This window comes from Streptomyces sp. NPDC001890 (assembly GCF_042891445.1).
Classification (GTDB): domain Bacteria; phylum Actinomycetota; class Actinomycetes; order Streptomycetales; family Streptomycetaceae; genus Streptomyces.
Genome location: NZ_JBIATE010000042.1, coordinates 22013 through 45858 on the forward strand (window position 1 = coordinate 22013; position 23846 = coordinate 45858).

The window sequence follows — 23846 nt, forward strand, 5'->3', positions numbered from 1 at the left end:
ACGGGGTCCAGGCTATATCGGCTGCCCCCATGACCGTCACGAGCCGTTTGTGTAAAAAGATGGGCCCGAACTTTGACACTCTGGACAGCGCGCGCGTCCGTATTGCCGCACTCTGGTAGGCGGAACAGGCCGACGACCCGTGGGAGCCCCGCCATGGCACCGAAGATCCTGATCGTCACCGGCGACGCCGCCGAGTCCCTGGAAGTGCTCTACCCCTACCAGCGGCTGCGCGAGGAGGGGTACGACGTCCACATCGCGGCCCCCACCCGCAAGACGCTCCGCTTCGTGGTCCACGACTTCGAGCCCGGCTTCGACACGTACACCGAGAAGCCCGGCTACACCTGGCCGGCCGACCTGGCGTTCTCCGAGGTCGACCCCGGGGACTACGTGGCGGTGGTCGTCCCGGGCGGCCGGGCGCCCGAGTATCTGCGCAACGACGCCGAGCTGCGCAAGATCCTCAAGGCGTTCTTCGACTCCGACCGGCCGGTGGCCCAGATCTGCCACGGCCCGCTGATGACCGCGGCGGTCGGTGCGCTGACCGGCCGGCACGTCACCGCGTATCCCGCGCTGGAGCTCGACATGCAGACGGCGGGCGCCACCTTCGAGGACCACGAGGTGGTGGTGGACGGCGTACTGGTCTCCTCCCGTGCCTGGCCCGACCACTCGGCGTGGATGCGCGAGTTCCTGAAGGTCCTGCGCACGAAGGCCCCGGTGACGACCTGACGCTCCCCCCGCCGGGCCCGCCTTCTCAGCCGGCGATCTGCTCGGCGAGCTGCGCGGCCTCGGCCAGACTGTCCACCACCGGCACCCCGGCCGCCTCCAGGCTGGTCCTGCTGTGCGACCCGCCGGTGTAGAGCACCGCCTTCGCCCCGACGTGGGCCGCGGCCACGGCGTCGTCCACCGCGTCCCCGATGACCACCGTGTACGCGGCGGATATCCCGTCCAGCGCGGCGATGTGCCGCTCCATGTGGCGGGCCTTGCTGCCGCCGGAGGGCCCGGTGCGCCCGTCGACCCGCAGGAAGTGCCGCTCGATGCCGTACCCCCGCACCACGGGGACCAGCTGGTCGTGGCCGTACATGCTCAGGAGCGACTGGCTGCCCCCGCCCAGCTGCCACTGGGTGAGAAGCTCCTCGGCCCCTTCGGTGAGCCCGCAGGCGGCCCGCCGCTCGGTGTAGTGCTGGTGGAAGATCCCGTCCATCCGCTCCCACTCGGCCTCCGTGGGCTGTCGGCCCATCAGCCGTTCGTAGAAGCGGGGTATCGGGACGCAGTACATCTCGCGGTACTGCGCAAGGGTGATCGGCGCCAGGCCGACCTCACCGAACGCGGCGTTGGTCGCGCCGATGACCGCGTCGTTGTCGTCGAGCAGTGTGCCGTTCCAGTCCCAGACCAGATGAGTGCGGTGCTTCCCTTGCTTCCCCATGCATAGAAAGTACCCGCCCCCTAGGACACCCGTTCGCCCTCTGCTTCTCTTCCCCCCGGGCGATCGGCTCCTCAGGAAATCAGATTCGGAATCTCCTGGATGCCGAACCAGAGCAGCTCGTGGTCCTCGGCGCCGTCCACGGTGAACTGCGCGTCGTCGTCCCCGAGGTCCGCCGCCCCCAGCGCCGCGGCCGCCGCCGCGACGTCCTTCTCCGCGTCGTCCGCGTCGACATGCACCGCGGCGGCCTTGGCGAGCGCCACGGCGGACGCGATCCGCACCTCGCCGAGCGAGGACGGGTCGAGGCTGTGGTCCGGGTCGGCGACGGCCGCGCCGTCCGGCACTTCGACGGCGACGACGACGCGCCTGCGCACCGCGCCGGGGTTCTGCGCGATCATGCGCAGCGAGGCGGAGGCGGCCCGGTTGAGCGCCGCGTACTCCAGCTCCTCGATGTCGTCCGAGACGTACCACTCGCGCAGTGCGGGCGTCACCGCGTACGCGGTGAGCGGACCGGGACCGATTTCGCCCGCCCGGTGCGCCGCTGCGAGACCGGACAGGGTCAGGGGGACGTACACGCGCATGGCCGGGCCGCTTTCGTAGTCGGAAACGCCCTCAGGATACGTGTGACGTCCCCCTTTGGGGTCACGTGCACCGATGCCGCCCCGTCCACCCGGCAACCGCCCCTCACCCTCCTCGCGCCCGCCTCACACCCCGCCCGGCACCGGCCTCATCACCCGGATAGGTGATTCCTCCCGGCCGCTCCCGCCGCTCCCCCGCCGCTTGCGGCCTCCTCCGCCGTCGCCGTAGAAGGTCCACAGCAGAAGTTACCGCCCGGTATTCACCGGGCCTCTGAAGCACGGGGGCGATGATCGATGAGCACGAACAGGACCCGGCCCGCCGGACGACGCGACCAGCGCAGGCCCGAGGCCGTACCACCCCAGCGCACCCGGACTCCCCGGCGCGTACGCCCGCACCACTGGTTCGCCGACCGCCTCCTGGCGGTCCTCAGCGGCCAGCGCCCGGTGCACTGGATGCTCGGCCACACCATCGGCGAGGCCTACGACCAGCTGACCGAACTGGCCCCCCGCACCCCTCTCCGGGCCCGCGGCGCCCGCCCCGTCATCCGCATGTGCCACGGCGCCCAGCCGGCCCCGGGCGTGGTGGAGGCCTTCGCGAGCATCGCGGCGGGCGAACAGGTACGCGCGATGGCCTTCCGCCTGGAACAGGGCACCGACCTCCGCTGGCGCTGCGCGGCGGTGGAACTCGGCGACGAACACCTGAGGACGGCCCGGCCCCGCTAGGTGCTGTCCCGTAGTCCCTGGCGAGCGCGCGACGACGGCCACGGCACCTCGCCGCGTTGTCGGAACGCCCGAATACAACCAGTATTCGGGCGTCCCTCCGCCTTGCGATGCACCGCGTCCGACGCCGCACGCTGATCCGCCAGGGATTGCGGGACAGCCCTGAGCCCGGCGAACGCACCGCACCAGCCCCGAGAAGGGAGCACCGACCAAGACAGGGACGGCCCCGACCAACCAGAAGAACCAACGACCCCACCGCCCCGCCCGCCCCTGGGGCCCGGGGCGGGGCGGGGCCGACCCCCCGGAGACCACAATCCCCGCCCCAGCCCTTCCCGCCCGCCTCCGCCTCTCACCCGCCCCTACCAAGCCCTCGCCCCCTGCCTGCCCCACCCTCTGCCCTTCCCGGCCCTTCTGGGCGCACCCCAGCCCTCCTCACCCCACCTCGGCCCTCCCTGGCCCTCCCTGGCCCTCCCTGGCCCTCCCTGGCCCTCCCTGGCCCTCACAGCACCCCTCAGCACCCCTCAGCACCCGGACCCTTCGGGACCTGTTCCGGTCCCTCTCAGGCCCTGCCCGGCCCTGCCTGGCCCCTCTTCGCCCCCGACCCTCCTCGGCCGGGCCTCCGACGCCCGGTACGGCGTGCCAGGGCGCAAGGAGATCGGCCGGCTACGGGTCCGGGGCGTCGTCACCCAGGAGGTGCGCGGGCCCCTGTCGAAGACGTACGCCTCCCGGCTCAAGAACGGCCGGCCCAGGTCTTCGACTAGGAGGAGGCGCCCCTCACGGAGCGGGGCACGGGCCGAGAGCCGGCCACATGCCTCTCGGCCGGCGGGAGAGAGCCCGCACACCCCCAGCGCCAAGTCGGGCGACGGGCGACGGGCGACGGGCGACGGGCGACGGGCGACGGGCGACGGGCGACGGGCGACGGGCGACGGGCGACAACATCATCGTTCAGCCCTGCGCGGCCCGCTCAGCGCCGCCTCAGCCTGCCCGGCCGCTCTCACGCCCTCTCTGCCCTGCCCGGCCCCTCTCAGTACCGCCTCAGCCCTGCGCCGCGCGGCCCTCGCAGCGCCCTCTCAAGCCCTGCGCGGCCCTCTCAAGCACCGCCTCAGCCCTGCCCGGCCAGCTCAGCGCTCCCCGGTCCCTCTCAGCGCCCGCCTGGGCGCCTGACCCACCGCAGCCCCCACCCGACCCCTCCCAGCACCACCTCAGCCCTACCAACCCCGCCTCTCGCCCACCTCTCACCCCACCTCGCCCTACCCAACCCACTCAACGCCACCTCGCCCTACCCAACCCGCTCAGCCCAACCTCGCCCAACCGAACCCGCTCAACGCCACCTCGCCCTACCCAACCCACTCAAAGCCACCACAGCCTGCTCAGCGCCGCCTCAGCCCTCTCCCAACCCCACACTTCGGCATTGCCAGCCTCCTCAGCCCCATCTAGCCCCTCCTCAACCCCACTCACCCCTCGCCTCTCCTCAGCAGCCCTCCCCAGCCCTCCCCTCCCCTTTCCCTCAGCCCACTCATCCCCCCTCTCCCCTCCCCCTCAGCCCTGCTCGCCCCTACCTGGGCCCCAACCCCATCCGCCCCAGCTCCTCGCCCCACCCGGCCCCTCCTCAGCCCCTCCGGCGATTGAGGAGCGGGGTCCGGGGCAGAGCCCCGGTTTCGGGAAGGGGCGGGGAGGGGACAAGCCCCGCGCAACGGCCCGCCCCCCACGCGCCCACCACCCCACACACCCACCACCCGCCCCACCGAACACGCCCACCACCGCAAAACAAAAAGCCGGGGCCGGGCGCCCATTCCTCGCGCGCCCGACCCCGGCTACAACCCAACTACGGCGCGACCACCGCAACGACGTCCAAAGACGTCACCAGCGCCCGCCGCTGCCGCTGCCGCTACTTCTTACGGCGCCGCCCGCCCCCACCGTTCTTCTGGGCCTTGCGCCGCTCCGCCCGGGTCAGCCCATCGGACTCGGCCCCGGCCCCGGCCCCGGCCATACCCTCACCGTTGGAGAAGTCGCCCTCGACGACCCCACCCTCCCCATCCACCGTGGGAGCGGAGAAGTGCAGCCGGTCCGGACGCTGCGGAGCATCGAGCCCCTTGGCCCGGATCTCCGGACGCGCCGCCGGCACCGCGTCCTCCTTGACGAGCGAGGTCCGCTCGGCCTCGTCCTGCACCGGCACCTCCTCGACCTGCTGCTCGACCTGGACCTCCAGGTTGAACAGGTAGCCGACGGACTCCTCCTTGATGCCCTCCATCATGGCGTTGAACATGTCGAAGCCCTCGCGCTGGTACTCGACCAGCGGGTCCTTCTGCGCCATGGCACGGAGGCCGATGCCCTCCTGGAGGTAGTCCATCTCGTAGAGGTGCTCACGCCACTTGCGGTCCAGGACGGACAGCACCACACGCCGCTCCAGCTCACGCATGATGTCCGAGCCGAGCTGCTTCTCGCGCGCGTCGTACTGCTCGTGGATGTCGTCCTTGATGGACTCGCCGATGAACTCGGCCGTGATCCCGGCCCGGTCGCCGGCCGCGTCCTCCAGCTCGTCGACGGTGACCTTCACCGGGTAGAGCTGCTTGAACGCGCCCCACAGCCGGTCCAGGTCCCACTCCTCCGCGAAGCCCTCGGCGGTCTCCTGGCGGATGTAGTCGTCGATCGTGTCGTCCATGAAGTGGCGGATCTGGTCCTGCAGATCCTCGCCCTCCAGCACCCGGCGCCGCTCGCCGTAGATGACCTCACGCTGCCGGTTGAGCACCTCGTCGTACTTCAGGACGTTCTTACGCGTCTCGAAGTTCTGCTGCTCGACCTGCGACTGGGCCGACGCGATCGCCCGCGTCACCATCTTGTTCTCGATCGGCACGTCGTCCGGCACGTTGGCCATCGACATGACGCGCTCGACCATCTGGGCCTTGAACAGCCGCATCAGGTCGTCACCGAGCGACAGGTAGAAGCGGGACTCGCCCGGGTCTCCCTGACGGCCGGAACGACCGCGCAGCTGGTTGTCGATGCGCCGCGACTCGTGCCGCTCGGTACCCAGGACGTACAGCCCGCCGAGCTCCTTGACCTCTTCGAACTCCGCCTTGACGGACTGCTCGGCCTTCTCCAGCGCGGCGGGCAGCGCGGCCGCCCACTCCTCGACGTGCTCGACGGGGTCGAGGCCGCGCTGGCGCAGCTCCGCCTCGGCGAGGTCGTCGGGGTTGCCACCGAGCTTGATGTCGGTGCCTCGTCCGGCCATGTTCGTCGCGACCGTGACCGCGCCCTTGCGGCCGGCCTGGGCGACGATCGTCGCCTCACGGTCGTGCTGCTTGGCGTTGAGGACCTCGTGCTGGACACCGCGCTTGGAGAGCTGCTGCGAGAGGTACTCGGACTTCTCGACCGAGGTGGTGCCGACCAGGATCGGCTGGCCCTTCTCGTGCTTCTCGGCGATGTCGTCGACGACCGCGGCGAACTTCGCGACCTCGGTGCGGTAGATCAGGTCCGACTGGTCGGCACGGACCATCGGCCGGTTGGTCGGGATCGGCACCACACCGAGCTTGTAGATCTGGTGGAACTCTGCGGCCTCGGTCATCGCCGTACCGGTCATGCCGGAGAGCTTGTCGTAGAGGCGGAAGAAGTTCTGCAGGGTGATCGTGGCGAGAGTCTGGTTCTCGTCCTTGATGTCCACCCCTTCCTTCGCCTCGATCGCCTGGTGCATGCCCTCGTTGTAGCGGCGGCCGGCGAGGATACGGCCGGTGTGCTCGTCGACGATCATGACTTCGCCGTCGATGACGACGTAGTCCTTGTCCTTCTTGAAGAGCTCCTTCGCCTTGATGGCGTTGTTGAGGTACCCGACGAGCGGCGTGTTCACCGACTCGTAGAGGTTCTCGATGCCGAGCCAGTCCTCGACCTTCGAGACACCGGGCTCATGGATGGCGACGGTCCGCTTCTTCTCGTCGACCTCGTAGTCGCCGGTCTCCTCGATGCCCTTGAGCGGGTTGCCCGCCTCGCCCTTGGTCAGCCGCGTGACCAGCTTGGCGAAGTCGCCGTACCACTTGGTGGCCTGGTCGGCCGGACCGGAGATGATCAGCGGCGTACGGGCCTCGTCGACGAGGATCGAGTCGACCTCGTCGACCACGGCGAAGTTGTGGCCGCGCTGGACGAGCTCGTCGGCGGACCACGCCATGTTGTCGCGGAGGTAGTCGAAGCCGAACTCGTTGTTCGTGCCGTACGTGATGTCGCAGGCGTACTGCTCACGGCGCTGGGCCGGCGTCATGTTCGCGATGATGCAGCCGACGGTCAGGCCGAGGAACTTGTGGACGCGGCCCGTCAGTTCGGAGTCGCGCTCGGCGAGATAGTCGTTGACCGTGATCAGGTGCACGCCCTTGCCGGAGAGCGCGTTGAGGTACGCCGGCAGGGTGCCGACCAGGGTCTTGCCCTCGCCGGTCTTCATCTCGGCCACATAACCGAGGTGGAGGGCTGCGCCGCCCATCATCTGAACGTCGTAGTGGCGCTGTCCGAGGACCCGCTTGGCGGCCTCACGGACGGTCGCGAATGCCTCGGGGAGCAGGTCGTCCAGGCTCTCGCCGTCCGCGTACCGTTCCTTGTACTCGTCGGTGAGCGCCCGCAGCTCGGCGTCGGAGAGGTTGACGAAGTCCTCTTCGATGGAGCTGACCTGGTCCGCGATGCGGTGCAGTTTGCGCAGGATCTTGCCTTCGCCTGCACGCATGAGCTTGTTGAAGACGGACACTGAGGCTGGTCTCCTTGCCGGTCGGGCCTGGCACTGGGTCGTGTTATGGACTCTGGCGCGGGCACGGCAGGTGGGCCCCACCGCAACGGCCATCGTAAGCGAGGACCCCGCCGCCCCGGGAGGGCTGCCGCCGCGTTGGCCCTGCTGTCCCCATCCGATTCAACGGCCGGGGAGCGCCGAAGGTGCCGGGAAGTCCGAAAAGTGTTCGCTTCCCGAGCGCGCCCTCACCAGAATCCCTTCATGGAGCCGATCACCCTCACCAGCGACCGCCTGCTGCTGCGCCCCTTCACCGACGGCGACGTGGAAACCGTCCACGCCGCCTGTCAGGACCCGGACATCCAGCGGTGGACGGTCGTGCCCTCCCCGTACAGCCGCGCCGACGCGGAACTCTTCGCGGGAAAGCTGTGTCCCGGTGGCTGGCACGACGACTCCATGTACAACTTCGCGGTGGTCGAGCGCGAGACCGGGGCCCTGACCGGTGCCCTCGGCATCAATCGCCGCAACCTGCCGGGCGCGTACGAGGTGGGGTTCTGGACCGCAAGGGAGTACCGGGGCCGCGGCTACACGACGGAGGCGGTGCTGTGCGCCGCCCGCTGGACCTTCACCGCGCTGGGCGGCGACCGGCTGGAGTGGCGCGCCGAGGTGGGCAACGCCCCCTCGCACGCCGTGGCGCTGAAGGCCGGATTCCTGATGGAGGGCGTCCAGCGGTCGGGCCTGCTCAACAAGGGCGTACGGCGCGACTCCTGGATCGGCGCGCTGCTCCCGTCCGACCTCGGCCTGCCGGGCACCGACACCTATCTGCCCGCTCCCTGACCCGTCGGGCCGGGATTCGGCGGGAACCCCGGCCGACCTGTCAGTGCCTGCCTCTAGGGTTCGGGGCATGACGCCTGTGCCGCCTCCCTCCGTTGAACTCTCCGCCGACCAGGCGCGCCGGATCGCCCTGCGCGCCCAGGGCTTCCTCGGCGCTCCGGACCGCAGGGCCGGGGTTCCTGGCGTTCTGCGCCATCTCGGCGCCGTACAGCTGGACACGATCTCGGTGCTCGCGCGGTCGCACGAGCTGATTCCGTACGCGCGCCTCGGCGCGGTCGGCCGGCGCACCGTCGAGGAGGCGTACTGGTCGGGCGGCCGCACCTTCGAGTACTGGTCGCACGCGGCCTGCATCCTGCCGGTCGAGGAGTGGCCGCACTTCGCCTTCCGCCGCCGCGCCTACCGCTCCCGCCCACACTGGCACCACGACCTGCCGGACGGCGCGTACGAGACGGTGATCAAGCAGCTGCACGCCGAGGGCCCGCTGACGGCCACGGAGCTGGGCGGCGCGAAGAACGGCGGGGAGTGGTGGGACTGGTCGGCGTCGAAGGTCGCCGTCGAGCGCGCCCTGATGTACGGAGAGGTGGTGTGCACCGAGCGGCGCAGCTGGAAGCGGGTGTACGACCTCGCCGAGCGTGCCCTGCCCGACGACGTGCTGCACGACGACCTGGACGACGCGGAGTGCCTGCGTCGCCTGGTCGCCCTCGCGGGGCAGTCCCTGGGCGTGGGCACCCGCGCGGACATCGCGGACTACCACCGGCTCAAGGCCGAGCAGTTCGACGCGGTGGTGGCCGATTCCGGGCTGGTGCCGGTGACGGTGCAGGGCTGGGCCAAGCCGGCCTGGGCGGACCCGGCGGCGCTGGCCTCGGAGCCGCGCGGACGGCACCGTACGACGCTGCTGTCGCCGTTCGACTCGCTGATCTGGGAGCGGGCGCGCACCGAGCGGATCTTCGGCTTCACCCACCGGCTGGAGGCCTACGTCCCCAAGCCCAAGCGGGTCCATGGATATTTCGCGATGCCACTGCTGGCGGGCGGAAAGCTGCAGGGCCGCGTCGACCCGGCGCGCGAAGGCAGCACGCTGGTCGCCCGGCAGGTGTCGTTGGCGGGCAGGAAGGCCGTGGCACCGATGGCCGAGGCGCTGGTGGAGGCGGCGTCCTGGGTCGGCTGTACGGATGTCCGGCTGGAGCGGGTCGACGCACCGGAACTGCGCGGACCGCTCGCTCAGGAAATAGCCCGCGCCCTGGCCTGAGCGCACATTCCCGTGCCCCCGACCGGCCCTGTGCCAGGTGCCCCGCGCCTTCCCGGCCGGGTCACCTGATCTCCAGGATCTTCTCCCGCATGGCATAGACCACGGCTTCCATCCTGGAGTGCAGCTGCAGCTTCTCCAGAATGTTGCGGACGTGGTTCTTCACGGTGTTCTCGGAAATGAACAGTTCCTTCGCGATATCGCGATTGTTCATGCCCGTTGCAACGAGTTTGAGGACCTCGAGTTCCCGGTCGGTGAGCCGGGGCGCCGGCACAAGTCGGCGCTCGTCGGTCCGCTGGATCATCGATTTGAACTCGGTGAGCAGTTTGGACGCCATGGAAGGACTGATCTGCGACTGCCCGTCGGCGACCGCGCGAATGGCCGTGGCCACCTCGTCCGTGGAGATCTCCTTGAGGAGATAACCGGTGGCACCGGCCTTGATCGCGTCGTAGAGGTCGGCCTCCTCGTCGCTGATCGTCAGCATGATGATCTTCGCGCTGGGGGCCACCTCCTTGATCGCCGTGCATGCCTCGATGCCGCCGCGTTTGGGCATCCGGACGTCCATCAGCACGATGTCGGGGAGCAGATCGGCGGCCTTGTCGACCGCCTCCGACCCGTCACCCGCCTCGCCGACGACCTGGATGTCCTCCTCCTGGGCGAGGACGATCTCCAGACCTCTGCGGAAGAGCGCGTGATCGTCCACCACGAGGACCCTGATCGGCTCCCTGCGGAAACCGCTGTCCGCGCCGGCACCGGCACCGCCGATGTCGTCGGCATCATTCGCAACGCGCACGGGCCCGAAGGCGTCCGCCATCGTTCCTCCCCCTGAAGGCCATGGCCTGAAGTTCACACGGTCCGCCAACGGCAGTACACAGAGCACCGATTGGCCTGGGACGCCATGATTCCATGCCTGGACGTCAGAGCGGTGATCCTGTGGTCGCACGCGGGTGCCCCTGGGGGCGCACAGACGCTCCAGGGGCACCGAGGAAGCGTGGCGTCAGCCGCCGAGCGCACCGCCTGCGCCGCCCGCCTCATCGGCGGCCAGCGGGTCGGTCCTCAGGTGGATGACACCGTAGTCATAGGCATGCCGCCGGTAGACGACACTGGGTTCCTTCGTCTCGGAGTCGACGAACAGATAGAAGTCGTGCCCGACCAGCTCCATCTCGTAGAGCGCCTGGTCGAGCGACATCGGTGCGGCGACGTGCGTCTTCTCGCGCATCACCAGCGGACCTTCGCCCTGAACCTCCAGCGAGCCGAACCTCGTGGTGGGCACGGACTCGGCCGATTCATTGGCGATCAGATCGCCCTCGCCGTTGAACGACGCCGCCCCCGGCACGGTCTCGCCGACCTCGGCAGCGGGAATCCGGCCATTGCCGCGGCGGCTGTAGCGCTTGTCGTGCTGCTTGCGCAGCCGCGCCTCCAGCTTGCCGGTGGCCAGGTCCAGCGCTGCGTACGGGTCGCCTGCGGCCGCTTCCGCCCGGATGACCGGACCGCGCGAGCGGAGCGTGATCTCCACCCGGTCGGAACGGTCGGCCTGACGGGGGTTCGGCTCCTTGGACACCTCGACGTCGAGGCTGATCACCTTGCCGTCGAACTTCTGGATCTTGTCCAGCTTCAGCTTCTCGGCCACGTGCTTGCGGAACCGCTCGGGCACCTCGGTCTTGCGGCCCTTGACGACGATGTCCACGCAGAACTCCGTTCCCGGATCGCTCCGCTCATCGGCGGAGCATCTCCCTTTTGCACCAGGCCCCGGTGACAACCGGAGCCGCGGACTCGGTGACTTCCACCTCCTCCTCCCCCATCGGCGAGGTCTCCACCCCACCGAATTCCCAGCTTCTGGACTACTGGTGCTTCGCCTGCCCGAAACCTGGCGGTGCATTCATCGAGGTCCGGCATTCACCATTCCTCACAACCGAACATAGCCTGCCTGGCCGGATGTCGGCACCCGCTACTCGCACGTACCTCCGTTCGGGACGTTTTTCTCACTCACTACCTGCAACGATGCAAGTTCATTGACAGTTCCGGTTTATTTCGAAGGCCGACGGAGATACTGCGACAACGGCCGCCTGCCCACTGCCGGGGACGTCACCGGTGTGCCCGCACGCCGCCACCGCTCCGGCCGCCTCGGCGAGCGAGGCACCCGTCGTCAGCAGGTCGTCCACCAGCACCACCCGTCCGGCCGCAAGCAGCCGCTCGCCCCCGGCCGCGACCTCCAGCGCCCCCGCCAGATTCGCCAGCCGCTGACCGGCGCCCAGCCCCGCCTGGTCGGCCACCGCACGCCGCTGCCGCAGCACCGCGACCACCCGGGCCGGGGTCCCGCCGCGTCTCAGCTCACCCGCCGCGGCCAGCGCGATCCGGCGTGTCGGATCATGGCCGCGTGCCGCCACCGCACGCCGCGCCGAAGGCACCGGCACGAGCAACAGCGGGCCGCCGACACCCGCATGCCCCGTCCCGGCATGCCCCGTCCCGGCATGCCCCGTCCCGGCCCGCACGGCACCCGCCAGCGCCTTGCCGAGCGCTCCGGCCAGCCCCATCTCGCCCCGCTCCTTGTGGGCGAGCAGCACCGCACGTACCGCGTTCTCGTACGCGGCGGCCGCATGCACCACCGGCAGGCCCGGCGGCCGAGGAACGGGGCCCACCCGGCGCGGTGCCCCGCCGTGGAGCTCCGCCCGGCATTCCTCGCACAACTGCACCCGCGGCCTGCCACAACCGCCGCAGGACACCGGCAGCACCAGGCCGGAGATCTCCCGCCACCACCCCCGCATGACTCCACTGTGCGCTTCCCTGAGCGACCGGGCCACCCCTGTGGAAAACGCGGACCGGGCCCTGCGGCTCCCGCACCGGGCCGGCCCGCGGCTCCCGGCCGCAAAGCGGCTTCAGCACGAGCAGACCGGCTCAGCCCAGCACGAGCAGACCGGCTCAGCCCGGGTAGACCAGCGAAGAGCCCTCCTTGACCACCGTCTGCCAGTTGTCACCGGGCGACAGCTTCACGATCCCGTCGCTGGACGTCGCCGCCATCAGCGGAAGCTGCTCGTCGTCCGCCGCCGCGACCGACAGCACCTGGTTCACACCGGGCAGCACGCCCGACGCGGATGTCGAGCCGTCCGCCTGCACGTAACGCACCTGCTGAACGCCGCCCTGCTCCTTGCCGACCACCACGAGACGGCTGCGGCCCGACCACGACATCGCGGTCACGTCCGTCAGCTGCGGCGCGGCCTGGCGCAGCTCCACCACCGACACCTGCTGCGCCGATGCCCGCCCACGCCGTTCGATCCGGCCGATCTTCAGCGTGTTGCGGCCGTCCTGAGTCACCAGCAGGGCGATCCGCACTCCGTCCGCGGACACCCGCAGCGCCTCGATCCGCCCGCCGTCCAGGTCGGGCACGGCGACCTCCTCCGGCGCTCCGGTGCCCCCGGCCAGCCTCAGCAGTCTGGGCCTGTCGCGATCCCGGTCGGCCACCCACAGGTCGCCCCGGCCGTCCCAACTCGGCGCCGACAGACGGTTCTTCACCTCGTGGGACCTGCTGGTCACCGAGGCCACCGGAAGCTCACCGTCCGAGACGATGGACGACACGTACAAGGATGTCCCGTCACGCGAGACCGCCGCCGCCGACTGCTCGTCCCTGGCCACACCGACCGCGCCCATCCGCACCGGTCCGTCACCGAGCGGACCGGCCACGGCCTCCGGGGTCCCACTGCCCTTGTTGCTGCCCGGAATCCGCTCCACATGCCCCTTGTCATCGACGAAGTACTGGCTGTCCGGCCCGCTCGACGAACCGTCAGGAGCGAACTCCTCCGCCTGGTCCGCTCCGAGCAGACACAGCGCGGAGCCGTCGGAGCGCTGGAGTTCGACCTGCTCGACCCGGGCGGACGTCAGGTCCCTCAGGGTGTAGAGGATCTGCGAGGCCATCATGCGGCAGGAGCGCTGCCCGACACCGTCCGCGTTCTTGTCGAGCGGGACCTTCAGTACGTTGCGATCGTCGGGCGCCAGCGAAGTGACCCCCTTCTTCAGCGCCGTACCGGGCGGGAACCGCGATGCGACCACGGGCTGCAGCCAACTCGTCGGCCCCGCGAGGAGGCTGCGGACGGACTGCGTCACCGTGTCCATCCCCGTGACGGGGTCCGTCCGGCTGCGGAGATAGACGGGGTCGGCGACCAGCGTCGACTGTCCGTCGGACCGCCCCGCCGCGAAGTAGTACTTGTTGACGGAGCGGTAGAGACGCCGGAAGTCGGACTGTCCGAGCAGCAGACCGTCCGGCACGTGGTCGATCCGCCACTCCTTGCCGCCCGGCCCGTTCTCCCTCACCAGGTGCAGGGTCTCGTTGTAGTCGGTGGGCGCGAGCGGCTGATAGGCGCTCTGCTCGTCGACCGTCGCCACCTTCTCGCCGGTCAGCGTGTAGGTGACCTCGGTGACGTTGCGGTCGCTGTCGCGGAAGGGGCGGTCGTTCCGGTTCGGCGCCTTGGTGAGCACGGTGGTGACCGCGTTCGGCTTCCACGTCCCGGCCGCCTTCTTCGTCAGGTACCGGCGGGTCGTCCTGAAGTTCGGGTCATCACTGGTCATGGACTCCAGGAAGCCGTCGACCACCTCGTTGGGCGTGGCGTTGTCACGTGGCGCGACGGCGTACACCTGCACCTGGGAGTCGCCCGGCTGCGAGGCGTCGACAGCCTTGACGTCCCCGGTGACGGGCATCGAGCCGCACGCGGACAGCAGCACCACACCGCACCCGAACAGCGCGAACAGCCCCAGCACGCGGCCTTGGCCGTCCTTTCGACGGTCAGTCCCCACGATTCGTGTCCCCCCGCTCCGGGTCCTGCACCGCAGTGTCGAATTCGCCGCCCGACCGGTCCTCGGCGTGGCGCGCGACCACCCGTGCGCCGCTCCCCGGAAGGGCCGCCGGATGCACCGAGGCCGGCGCCGTCCGCGAAACCACCGGGGTGCGGGACGGCACGGGCAGCGCGGATCTGTCGTTGCTGCCGGGCTGGGTCGGCACCGCCGTCAGCCGGTGCTCGCTCCCGGCCTTCAACACGGACCCGGCCCGCTCACGGTTCTCCCGGTTGCGCCGGGAGTCCTCGGGTTCCAGTGGTATCGGCGATCCGCGCAGCGGCTCGTCCGCCGTACGCGGCAGAGTCAGCCGGAACTGCGAACCGCCGCCGGGCTCGCCCCACGCCTGGAGCCAGCCACCGTGCAGCCGGGCGTCCTCCACCGCGATGGAGAGCCCGAGCCCGGTACCGCCGGTCGTCCGCGCGCGGGCCGGGTCCGCCCGCCAGAAACGGTTGAACACCCGCGTCGCCTCGCCCGGCTTCAGCCCCACCCCGTAGTCCCGGACGGCCACGGCGACCGCGCCTCCGGCCACCCCCATCCGCACCACGACATCACGACCCTCGCCGTGCTCGACGGCGTTGACCACCAGGTTGCGCAGGACGCGCTCGACCCGTCGTGCGTCGGCCTCCGCGATCACCGGCTGCTCGTCGCCGACCACCCGGATCCGGGTGCCCTTACGCTCGGCCAGCGGCTCGGCCCCACCTATCACCCGCCGTACGACCTGTCGCAGATCTATCGGCTCCGCCTCCAGCGCCGCGGCCCCCGCGTCGAAGCGGCTGATCTCCAGCAGATCGGAGAGCAGCGACTCGAACCGGTCGAGCTGGTCCCCGAGCAGCTCCGCGGAGCGGGCCGTCACCGGATCGAAGTCGCTGCGGGCCTCGTGGATGACATCGGCGGCCATCCGTACGGTCGTCAGCGGGGTCCTCAGCTCGTGGGAGACGTCGGAGACGAAGCGCCGCTGCATCCGGGAGAGCTCCTCCAGCTGCTGGATCTTCAGCTGCAGGTTCTGCGCCATCTTGTTGAAGGCCTCACCGAGCCGGGCGATGTCGTCCTCGCCGGTGACCTTCATCCGCTCCTGGAGCCGGCCGGCGGAGAGCCGCTCCGCGATGCCGGCCGCCATGCGCACGGGCGTGACGACCTGCCTCACCACGAACCAGGCGATGGCCCCGAGCAGCACGACCACGAAGAGTCCCGCGGTCGCCAGCGTGGTCTTGATCAACGTCAGCGACTTCTCCTCCTGCGTCAACGGGAAGAGGTAATAGAGCTGGTACGGATTGTGGTCGATGTCGTAGAGCCGCTTGCCCACGACAAGTCCGGGCTGCGGTTGCTGCCCGTTCGCGTACTGGATCTCGGAGTACGTCTGGAACGCCCCGGACCCCTTGTTCACCTCATCCCGCAGGCGCTGCGGAATGCTCGCCGCCTCCACGCTGCCCGAGCCGCGTGGGGCACGGGTTCCCTCGTCGGCGCTGAGCGCCACCACGTTGAAGGCGTTCTTGCCGCCGCTGGCGAGCTGGTCGACGAGCTCGGTCCGCCAGGAGTTGTTGGCAGTGGCACCGTCCGCCGCGTCACCGCCCTGCCCACCGGGGGCGAGCGGGGCGTTCGCCTTCTCCTGGGCCGCGGCGAAACCGCCGGCCGCCTGCGTCTGGGCGGCCTTGCCCTTGGCCTCGAGCAGACCGTTGCGCACCTGACCGATCACGACCAACCCGAGGAGCAGCACCACACCGAGCGACATGAGCAGCGTGCCCGCGACGACGCGCAGCTGGAGATTGCGCCGCCAGAGCCGTACGGCGGGCAGCAGCGGACGCCGCACCCAACGCATCAGCAATCGCGGCACAGGACCGCCGGGCGCCCGGTCATGGAACAACCGGCCGCCCTGCAGAAGGCGCCCGATCCGGAACGCCCCGTGTCCTGGACCGGCAGCCCGCTCCACACGGACTCCCGGCTCCCCGGGCTGCGGAGCAGCGCTACTCGGGGGCATCTCAGCTCGGTCCGGCCTTGTAACCGACCCCTCGGACGGTCACCACGATCTCCGGCCGCTCCGGGTCCTTCTCGACCTTGGAACGCAGTCGCTGGACATGCACATTCACCAGCCGGGTGTCGGCGGCGTGGCGGTATCCCCACACCTGCTCGAGCAGCACCTCACGGGTGAAGACCTGCCACGGCTTACGGGCGAGCGCGACCAGCAGGTCGAACTCCAGCGGGGTGAGGGCGATCGACTGCCCCTCCCGCTTCACCGAATGACCGGCGACATCGATGACCAGGTCCCCGATGGCCAGCTGCTCCGGCGCCGGTTCCTCGGACCTCCGCAGACGTGCCCTGATCCGGGCGACCAACTCCTTAGGTTTGAACGGCTTGACGATGTAGTCGTCGGCCCCGGACTCCAGACCCACCACCACGTCAACCGTGTCGCTCTTGGCAGTGAGCATGACGATCGGCACACCCGACTCGGCCCTGATCAGCCTGCAGACCTCGATGCCGTCCCTACCGGGCAGCATGAGATCGAGCAGGACCAGGTCCGGCTTGGCCTCACGAAATGCGGCAAGTGCCTTGTCGCCGTCCGCTACGAACGACGGCTCGAACCCTTCACCACGCAGCACAATCCCGAGCATCTCGGCCAGTGCGGTGTCGTCGTCGACGACAAGGACGCGTCCCTTCATAATCGACATCATCCCATTAGCTAATCGTTACCTGCGATGATCTGGCACACAGCTCTGCCAGTCCGGCCCTCGTGACCGGGGAAACCGCGCCCTCCTCCGTGACGACCGCCGTGATCAGCTCCGGCGGCGTGACATCGAACGCGGGGTTGTACGCCCGGGTTCCAGCCGGTGCCACGAGCACTCCGCCGGCGGACTCGTCCGCCACCCCACCCCGCGGCGATGTGAGCTCCGTCACTTCGACCCCCGGCCGCTGCTCGACGACGATCGACGCTCCGTCCTCGGTGTCCAGATCCACGGTCGTGGTCGGCGCGACCACGATGAACGGTACGTGGTGGTACTTCGCGAGCACCGCCAGCGGATAGCTCCCCACCTTGTTCGCGACCGACCCGTCAGCGGCGATGCGGTCCGCCCCGATGAGTACGGCATCCACCTCGCCCGCGGCAAACAGCGAACCTGCGGCGTTGTCCGTGAGCAGGCTGTACGGCATCGCGTTGCGCGCCGCCTCATAGGCCGTGAGCCGGGCCCCCTGCAGCAGCGGACGCGTCTCGTCCACCCACAGCTGCCGCAGCCGCCTCTCCCGGTGCGCGGCGAGCGCCACGGCGAAGGCGGTGCCCTCACCGCCGGAGACGAGCGCCCCCGTGTTGCAGTGGGTGAGCAGCCGATGCCCACCACCACCGGGTAGCAGCTCGTCCAGCAGGGCGAGGCCGTACCGCGCCATGCGCCCGCTGGCCTCGGCGTCCTCCCGGTGCAGCGCCCTGGCCTCGGCCAGCGCCACCGCCGCGGCCCGCTCCGGATCCGCCCCCCTCCGAACGGCCTCACGATATGCCCGCTCGGCCCGCCGTACCCCGTACCCGAGGTTCACCGCGGTGGGCCGCGCCCTCCCCAGCAGCTCCGCGGCCTCCGCCACGTCATCCCCCCGGGCAGCCGCGAGAGCCACTCCGTAGGCCCCCGCGATACCGAGCAGCGGAGCCCCGCGCACCGCCAGCGTCCGGATCGCCCGTACGAGCGCGGGCACATCCGTGCACACCAGCTCGGCTTCCTCCGTCGGCAGTCGCGTCTGGTCGAGAAGCACCAGAGCAGGACCTTCCGGCGGCTCGGCCCAGCGAAGTACGGGAAGCGCGGGAGGCTCGATGCCCACCGGCGATTGCGCGTCCTGATCAGCCATCCGCCCAGTCTGCCCGGTGAGTCGCCCGCAAATGAAGGCCGGAAGGAGATAGAGCGCCCGGCCCAGACGTGGGCAACGCGTGGCACGATGGCTGCCAACCTGCCGCCCCGATGAGCGGGCAGGACCGTTAAGGAGCGAGAATGAACGACACTCCGGGCTGGGCCTCGCCCGGATCTGCCCCCTCCGAGGGTCAGGGGGCCGGTGTCCCCCGGCCCTCCGAGCCCGTCGACGGCAGCGGCCCGGCAGGGAACTGGTCTCCCACGCAGCCGCCCGCAGGACAGTGGTCCCCACCGAGCACTCCCGGACCCGGTCCCGGCGCACCGCCTCCCCCCGCGGGCTGGGGCGGCGGACCTCAGGGCCCCGGCTGGGGGCAGCCGCCCTTTGCGGCCAAGCCCGGCGTCATCCCTCTCCGGCCGCTCGGCGTCGGCGAGATCCTTGACGGCGCGGTCTCCACGATGCGCGCCCACTGGCGCACGGTTCTCGGCATCACGCTGGCCGTGTCCGTGATCGCCCAGATCGCGATCATCCTCGTGGAACGGTTCCTGCTCCCGGAACCTCCGCGGATCGACCCGAATGCCACCGGCTCGGAAGCTCTGCGGCAGGCCACCGAATCGGCTCAGTCGACTCTGTTCAGCAGCTTGCCCTCCCTGCTCATCACCATGATCGCCACGCTGATCACGACATCTGTGCTGACCGTGGTGATCAGCCGCTCCGTGCTGGGCCGCTCCGTGACGCTTTCCGAAGCCTGGGCCGAGGCCCGGCCCAGGCTCCCTCATCTGCTGGGGCTGACCCTGCTGCTGGCCCTGATCAGCTCCGCCATCCTGGCGGTGGGCCTGCTGCCGGGCATGCTCCTCGGTTCCACCGCAGGTGCCGGGCTCGCCCTTCTCGGGTTCATGGCCGCGTTCGTCGTCATGATCTGGCTGATGGTCCGCTTCTGCCTGGCCTCTCCGGCCCTGATGCTGGAGCGGCAGTCGATCACCACCTCCATGCGTCGTTCCGCGAAGCTGGTCAGGGGCGCCTGGTGGCGGACCTTCGGCATCCTGGCGCTGACCGGACTGCTGACGCTCATCGTGGCCGTGATCGTCACCATCCCGTTCGGCGTCATCGCGGTGGCCGTGGACGGCGAAGGAATCGGCTCCGCCCTCACGGACGGCTCCACGGACTTCGGCTGGCCCTTCCTGATCGTCTCCGGCATCGGCGAGGTGATCATCTCGACGATCACGTACCCGCTCTCCGCCGGCGTGATGGCGTTGCTCTACATCGACCAGCGCATCCGTCGCGAAGCACTCGACCTCGAGCTCGCCCGCGCGGCGGGCCTGCCCGGATACGACACCAGGAGCTGATGCCGTGTCGGGGGCGGGGGGCACCACAGCAGTACGGCTACTGATCCGCGCGAGCGGCGACATACCCGTGGACACTCCACGTGGGCCCGCTCGCGAGGCAGCGAAACACGAACTGTCCAAACCGATGTACCACGAGAACGATCCCAACCTCCTCCAGCGGGGCCTGGACCAGCTCTGGGACTGGATCGGCGATCTCCTGGACACGGCCTCCGGCGCCGCACCGGGCGGCCCCGCAGGTCTTGTCGTGCTCGTACTGATCGTCGTAGGGCTGGTCGCCGCACTCTGGTGGCGACTGGGCACTCCGCGCCGTACCGTACGGTCCGCGGACGCCCTCTTCGACGACAGTCCCCGCAGCGCGGCCGAACACCGGAAGGCCGCCGAAGCCCACGCCGCCGCCCAACGCTGGAACGAAGCGGTCCAGGAACGGATGCGCGCCATCGTCCGCTCCCTGGAGGAGCGCGCTCTGCTCGACCCCCGCCCCGGGCGTACCGCCGACGAGGCCGCCGCCGAGGCCGGCCGGCCACTGCCCGCACACGCGACACGACTCCACGCGGCCGCCAGGGAATTCGACGATGTCACATACGGCGGCCGTACCGCCGACGAGCAGACGTACCTGGTCCTGCGAAGCCTGGACCTCGACCTCGAAACCGCCAAGCCTCTCCTGACGGCCACGGCCCAGGGGGCAGCCGAATGACCGGGGCCACCACCGCCTCCACCTCGGCGGCCCTCACCCCTCACCAGGTCTGGGTCCGCATCCGCGGTCTGCTCCTCGCCCTCCTCGTACTCACCGCCGCCGGAATAGCCCTGGCAACCGTCCGCTCCGGTGACCAGCACGGCCTCCTCGACCCACGCTCCGCCGACCGCTACGGCAGCCGGGCCGTCGCCGAACTCCTCAAGGAACGCGGCGTCTCCGTTCACGTGGTGACCACGCTCGACGAAGCCACCGCCGCGGTCGGCCCCGACACCACGCTGCTCGTCACGTCCCCCAATCTGCTCGCCCCGCGCCAGCAGAGCGAACTCCGTGCCGCGACCGACGCCTCGGCCGGCCGCACCGTCCTGCTCGCCGCGGGCCCGCTTTCCGTACGCACACTGGTCCCCGGCGTCAGTGCGGAGTCCGCCGGACCGGTGACCCCTCGCTCCCCCGAATGCTCCCTGCCTGCCGCCCGGAGTGCCGGCAACGTCGAAACCGGGGGCTTCCGCTACGCCTCGTACGGACCCGACGCCATCGGTTGCTTCCCGAGCGGCGGCCTCCCCACCGTGCTCCTGGTCGAACGAGGAGCGGGTGACACCGTGCTCCTCGGTTCCCCCGACCTGCTCCACAACCACAGACTCGCCAACCAGGGCAACGCGTCCCTGGCCCTGCAACTTCTCGGTTCCCGCCCTCATCTGGTCTGGTACCTCCCCTCGCTCGCTGATACATCCGCTGCCGCCGAGAACGGGGGCTCCGGAGGCGACAGCGCCCCCGACGACCGCAGCTTCGCCGACCTGATCCCCCAGGGCTGGCTGTGGGGCACCTTGCAACTCGCTCTCGCCGCCGTGCTCGCCGCCATCTGGCGCGCCCGCCGTCTGGGCCCCCTGGTGACCGAACGGCTGCCCGTGGCCATCCGCGCCTCCGAATCCACCGAGGGCCGTGCCCGCCTCTACCACAAGGCGAACGCCCGCGACCGGGCCGCCGAGTCACTGCGTTCCGCCACCCGGACCCGCATCGCCCCGCTCATCGGCGTCCCCCCACGCGACGCCCACTCCCCCTCGACACTCGTCCCCGCCGTTTCCGCCCGCCTGGGCAGCACGGACGACAGCCTCCAGACAGTGCTCTTCGGACCCGCCCCGTCCGACGATGCCGCTCTCGTCCGACTGGCAGACCAACTCGACACCCTCGAAAGAGAGGTACGCACGTCATGAGCGCCCCGCCCCCAGTGCCCGCCGAGACCACCGAGTTTCTCGGGAACGGCGACACAGCCCGCGCATCTCTGGAAGCGCTGCGCTCGGAGATCGCCAAGGCCGTTGTCGGCCAGGACCCGGCCGTCACCGGACTCGTCGTCGCTCTGCTCTGCCGAGGCCACGTTCTCCTCGAAGGCGTCCCCGGAGTGGCCAAGACCCTCTTGGTCCGGGCTCTCGCCGCCTCACTCGAACTCGACACCAAGCGCGTCCAGTTCACCCCCGATCTGATGCCCAGCGATGTCACCGGCTCACTCGTCTACGACGCCCGCACAGCCGAGTTCTCCTTCCAGCCCGGCCCCGTCTTCACCAATCTGCTGCTCGCCGACGAGATCAATCGCACCCCTCCGAAGACACAGTCCTCCCTCCTCGAAGCCATGGAAGAACGCCAGGTCACCGTCGACGGAACTCCTCGGCAGCTGCCCGACCCCTTCCTCGTAGCCGCCACACAGAACCCCGTCGAGTACGAAGGCACCTATCCGCTGCCCGAGGCCCAACTGGACCGGTTCCTCCTCAAGCTGACAGTGCCCCTGCCCTCACGGGAGGAGGAGATCAACGTCCTCACCCGTCATTCCGACGGTTTCAACCCCCGCGACCTCAAGTCGGCCGGCATACGCCCCGTCGCCGGCCCGGCCGACCTGGAAGCCGCCCGAAACGCGGTTGCCCGGACCAAGGTCTCTCCCGAGATCGCCGGCTATGTCGTCGATATCTGTCGTGCCACCCGTGAATCCCCCTCGCTGTCCCTCGGAGTCTCCCCCCGAGGCGCCACCGCCCTGTTGTCGACCGCTCGCGCCTGGGCCTGGCTCACCGGCCGCGACTACGTCATTCCGGACGATGTGAAGGCCCTGGCCCTCCCCACACTTCGCCATCGCATCCAACTGCGGCCCGAGGCGGAGATGGAGGGTGTCACCCCCGACTCCGTCATCACGGCCGTCCTCGCCCACGTCCCCGTACCCCGATGAGGCGGTGACCGTGGCCCTTACCGGACGTACCGCCCTGCTGGCCGCCCTGGGGTCACTCCCTGTAGGCATCCTGGCCCCGAGCTGGACCGGAATGCTGGCAGTCAACGCACCGCTCTCTTTGGCAATTCTCTGCGACTACGCCCTGGCTGCGCCAGTGCGAACGCTCCAGTTCACCCGATCCGGTGACACAAGCGTTCGACTCAACGAGGCCGCCGAAGTGCAACTCACCGTAACCAATCCTTCCCGTCGCAAGCTGCGGGCACACCTTCGCGACGCCTGGCCTCCCAGCAGCTGGCCCACCGGCACGGAACAGACTTCCTCACGGCACGCACTGACGGTCCCGGCGGGCGAACGCCGCCGGCTGACCACCTTCCTGCGTCCGACCCGGCGCGGCGACCGCCGGGCCGAGCGCATCACCGTCCGCTCGTACGGACCGCTGGGGCTTGCCTCCCGGCAGGGGAATCACCAGGTCCCCTGGACGGTACGCGTCCTGCCCCCGTTCACCAGCCGGAAGCATCTGCCGTCCCGTCTCGCCAGACTCCGCGAACTCGACGGCCGCACCAGTGTTCTCACCCGCGGCGAAGGCACGGAATTCGACAGCCTGCGTCCGTACGTGCCCGGCGACGACACCCGCTCCATCGACTGGCGGGCCACCGCACGTCAGTCCGCCGTCGCCGTGCGTACATGGCGCCCCGAGCGGGACCGTCACATCCTCGTCGTCCTGGACACCGGCCGTACCTCGGCGGGGCGAGTCGGTGACGTGCCCCGACTCGACGCGTCTCTGGACGCGGCCCTGCTGCTCACGGCACTTGCCTCTCGTGCGGGCGACCGTGTCGACCTGCTTGCCTACGACCGCCGCATCCGCGCACAGGTCCAAGGCCGGTCCGCGGGAGAGGTCCTGTCAGCCATGGTCAACGCCCTGGCGCCCGTCGAGCCGGCACTCGTGGAAACGGATGCCCGAGGTCTCGTCTCCGCCGTGCTCGCCGGAGCTCCGCGTCGCTCCTTGATCGTGCTTCTCACCGGTCTGGACGCAGCCCCCGTGGAGGAAGGTCTTCTTCCCGTACTCAGCCGTCTCACCCAGCGCCATACCGTGCTGGTGGCTTCTGTGGCGGATCCGCAAATAGAGAAGATGGCGGGCTCGCGAGGCACAGTGGACGCGATCTACGAAGCTGCGGCAGGCGCACAGGCCCAGGCAAAGCGACTCCGCACCGCAGAACAGCTCCAGCGTCATGGCGCGGTGGTTGTCGATGCCACTCCGGACAACCTTGCCCCGGCCCTCGCCGATGCCTATCTCGCGCTGAAGAGCGCGGGGCGGCTCTAGCTCATCTCATTACCACTGACAAACCGAGCCGCACATCGGGGAAAGGCTTCCCGGTCGGCCGTAGAACGCAGAAAAGCCCCGTGTCCACAAGGACACGGGGCTTTCCCGTAAAAGGAGTTCGGCGGCGTCCTACTCTCCCACAGGGTCCCCC

At 70.1% G+C, this 23846-nt stretch carries 19 protein-coding genes; 9 read left to right on the forward strand and 10 right to left on the reverse strand.

Annotation, left to right across the window (positions count from 1 at the left end; genetic code table 11):
- The first annotated feature begins 153 nt into the window (after positions 1-153).
- The gene (locus tag ACFYY1_RS40305; RefSeq protein ID WP_266732501.1) at positions 154-723 is read left to right on the forward strand and encodes a DJ-1/PfpI family protein; all 570 of its coding nucleotides are present in this window, start codon (positions 154-156) and stop codon (positions 721-723) included.
- Positions 724-748: 25 nt separating this feature from the next.
- On the opposite strand, the gene ACFYY1_RS40310 is transcribed toward ACFYY1_RS40305, so the two are convergent.
- Both ACFYY1_RS40310 and ACFYY1_RS40315 read right to left on the reverse strand, forming a co-directional pair.
- Positions 749-1420, reverse strand: coding sequence for an HAD family hydrolase (locus ACFYY1_RS40310; RefSeq protein ID WP_388594839.1), 672 nt, complete (start codon positions 1418-1420; stop codon positions 749-751).
- A gap of 71 nt (positions 1421-1491) precedes the next feature.
- Complete coding sequence (locus ACFYY1_RS40315; protein ID WP_388594840.1) at positions 1492-1998, reverse strand: DUF6912 family protein; 507 nt, start codon at positions 1996-1998, stop codon at positions 1492-1494.
- 291 nt (positions 1999-2289) lie between these two features.
- Here ACFYY1_RS40315 and ACFYY1_RS40320 point away from each other — a divergent pair, with 291 nt between their 5' ends.
- The gene (locus ACFYY1_RS40320; protein ID WP_388594842.1) at positions 2290-2718 is read left to right on the forward strand and encodes an Rv3235 family protein; all 429 of its coding nucleotides are present in this window, start codon (positions 2290-2292) and stop codon (positions 2716-2718) included.
- A 1885-nt stretch (positions 2719-4603) separates the two neighbouring features.
- Here ACFYY1_RS40320 and secA read toward each other — a convergent pair.
- Positions 4604-7435: a preprotein translocase subunit SecA gene (gene secA, locus ACFYY1_RS40325; RefSeq protein WP_388594843.1), complete on the reverse strand. Its 2832-nt coding sequence runs from the start codon at positions 7433-7435 to the stop codon at positions 4604-4606.
- A 240-nt stretch (positions 7436-7675) separates the two neighbouring features.
- Between secA and ACFYY1_RS40330 the strand changes: the two genes are divergently transcribed.
- Together ACFYY1_RS40330 and ACFYY1_RS40335 are read left to right on the forward strand one after the other, a co-directional pair.
- A complete protein-coding gene (locus ACFYY1_RS40330) occupies positions 7676-8248 on the forward strand; it encodes a GNAT family N-acetyltransferase (RefSeq protein WP_388594844.1) in 573 nt (190 codons plus the stop codon).
- Between the two features lie 67 nt (positions 8249-8315).
- A complete protein-coding gene (locus ACFYY1_RS40335) occupies positions 8316-9491 on the forward strand; it encodes a winged helix-turn-helix domain-containing protein (protein WP_388594845.1) in 1176 nt (391 codons plus the stop codon).
- Between the two features lie 61 nt (positions 9492-9552).
- Here the strand turns inward: ACFYY1_RS40335 and ACFYY1_RS40340 are convergent, their stop codons facing one another.
- From ACFYY1_RS40340 to mtnA, 7 genes are all read right to left on the reverse strand, one after another.
- A complete protein-coding gene (locus tag ACFYY1_RS40340) occupies positions 9553-10302 on the reverse strand; it encodes a response regulator (protein WP_388594847.1) in 750 nt (249 codons plus the stop codon).
- 183 nt (positions 10303-10485) lie between these two features.
- The gene (gene hpf / locus ACFYY1_RS40345; RefSeq protein ID WP_388594849.1) at positions 10486-11175 is read right to left on the reverse strand and encodes a ribosome hibernation-promoting factor, HPF/YfiA family; all 690 of its coding nucleotides are present in this window, start codon (positions 11173-11175) and stop codon (positions 10486-10488) included.
- Positions 11176-11497: 322 nt separating this feature from the next.
- Positions 11498-12253: a ComF family protein gene (locus ACFYY1_RS40350; RefSeq protein WP_388594851.1), complete on the reverse strand. Its 756-nt coding sequence runs from the start codon at positions 12251-12253 to the stop codon at positions 11498-11500.
- Positions 12254-12407: 154 nt separating this feature from the next.
- Positions 12408-14177 (reverse strand): LpqB family beta-propeller domain-containing protein, encoded by a 1770-nt coding sequence (locus ACFYY1_RS40355; RefSeq protein WP_388594863.1) that lies wholly within the window; start codon positions 14175-14177, stop codon positions 12408-12410.
- Positions 14178-14262: 85 nt separating this feature from the next.
- Complete coding sequence (gene mtrB / locus ACFYY1_RS40360; protein WP_388594853.1) at positions 14263-16287, reverse strand: MtrAB system histidine kinase MtrB; 2025 nt, start codon at positions 16285-16287, stop codon at positions 14263-14265.
- 1 nt (position 16288) lies between these two features.
- On the reverse strand, positions 16289-16978 hold the full coding sequence (mtrA, locus tag ACFYY1_RS40365) for a two-component system response regulator MtrA (protein WP_187438793.1): 690 nt from the start codon (positions 16976-16978) through the stop codon (positions 16289-16291).
- A 4-nt stretch (positions 16979-16982) separates the two neighbouring features.
- Entirely contained in the window at positions 16983-18131 is a 1149-nt protein-coding gene (gene mtnA, locus ACFYY1_RS40370) for an S-methyl-5-thioribose-1-phosphate isomerase (RefSeq protein ID WP_388594855.1), read from the reverse strand.
- 140 nt (positions 18132-18271) lie between these two features.
- On the opposite strand from mtnA, the gene ACFYY1_RS40375 reads away from it, so the two are divergent.
- The 5 genes from ACFYY1_RS40375 to ACFYY1_RS40395 are packed head-to-tail and all read left to right on the forward strand — an operon-like array spanning position 18272 to position 23695.
- Entirely contained in the window at positions 18272-19474 is a 1203-nt protein-coding gene (locus ACFYY1_RS40375; RefSeq protein ID WP_388594857.1) for a glycerophosphoryl diester phosphodiesterase membrane domain-containing protein, read from the forward strand.
- A gap of 4 nt (positions 19475-19478) precedes the next feature.
- The gene (locus ACFYY1_RS40380) at positions 19479-20168 is read left to right on the forward strand and encodes a DUF4129 domain-containing protein (RefSeq protein ID WP_388594859.1); all 690 of its coding nucleotides are present in this window, start codon (positions 19479-19481) and stop codon (positions 20166-20168) included.
- Positions 20165-21376: a DUF4350 domain-containing protein gene (locus ACFYY1_RS40385; protein ID WP_388594860.1), complete on the forward strand. Its 1212-nt coding sequence runs from the start codon at positions 20165-20167 to the stop codon at positions 21374-21376. Before ACFYY1_RS40380 ends, ACFYY1_RS40385 begins: the two co-directional genes overlap by 4 nt.
- Positions 21373-22374 carry an AAA family ATPase gene (locus ACFYY1_RS40390; RefSeq protein ID WP_388594861.1) on the forward strand — a complete coding sequence of 334 codons (1002 nt, stop codon included), beginning with the start codon at positions 21373-21375 and terminating at the stop codon, positions 22372-22374. Before ACFYY1_RS40385 ends, ACFYY1_RS40390 begins: the two co-directional genes overlap by 4 nt.
- Positions 22375-22384: 10 nt before the next feature.
- The gene (locus tag ACFYY1_RS40395; protein ID WP_388594864.1) at positions 22385-23695 is read left to right on the forward strand and encodes a DUF58 domain-containing protein; all 1311 of its coding nucleotides are present in this window, start codon (positions 22385-22387) and stop codon (positions 23693-23695) included.
- Positions 23696-23846 lie beyond the last annotated feature (151 nt).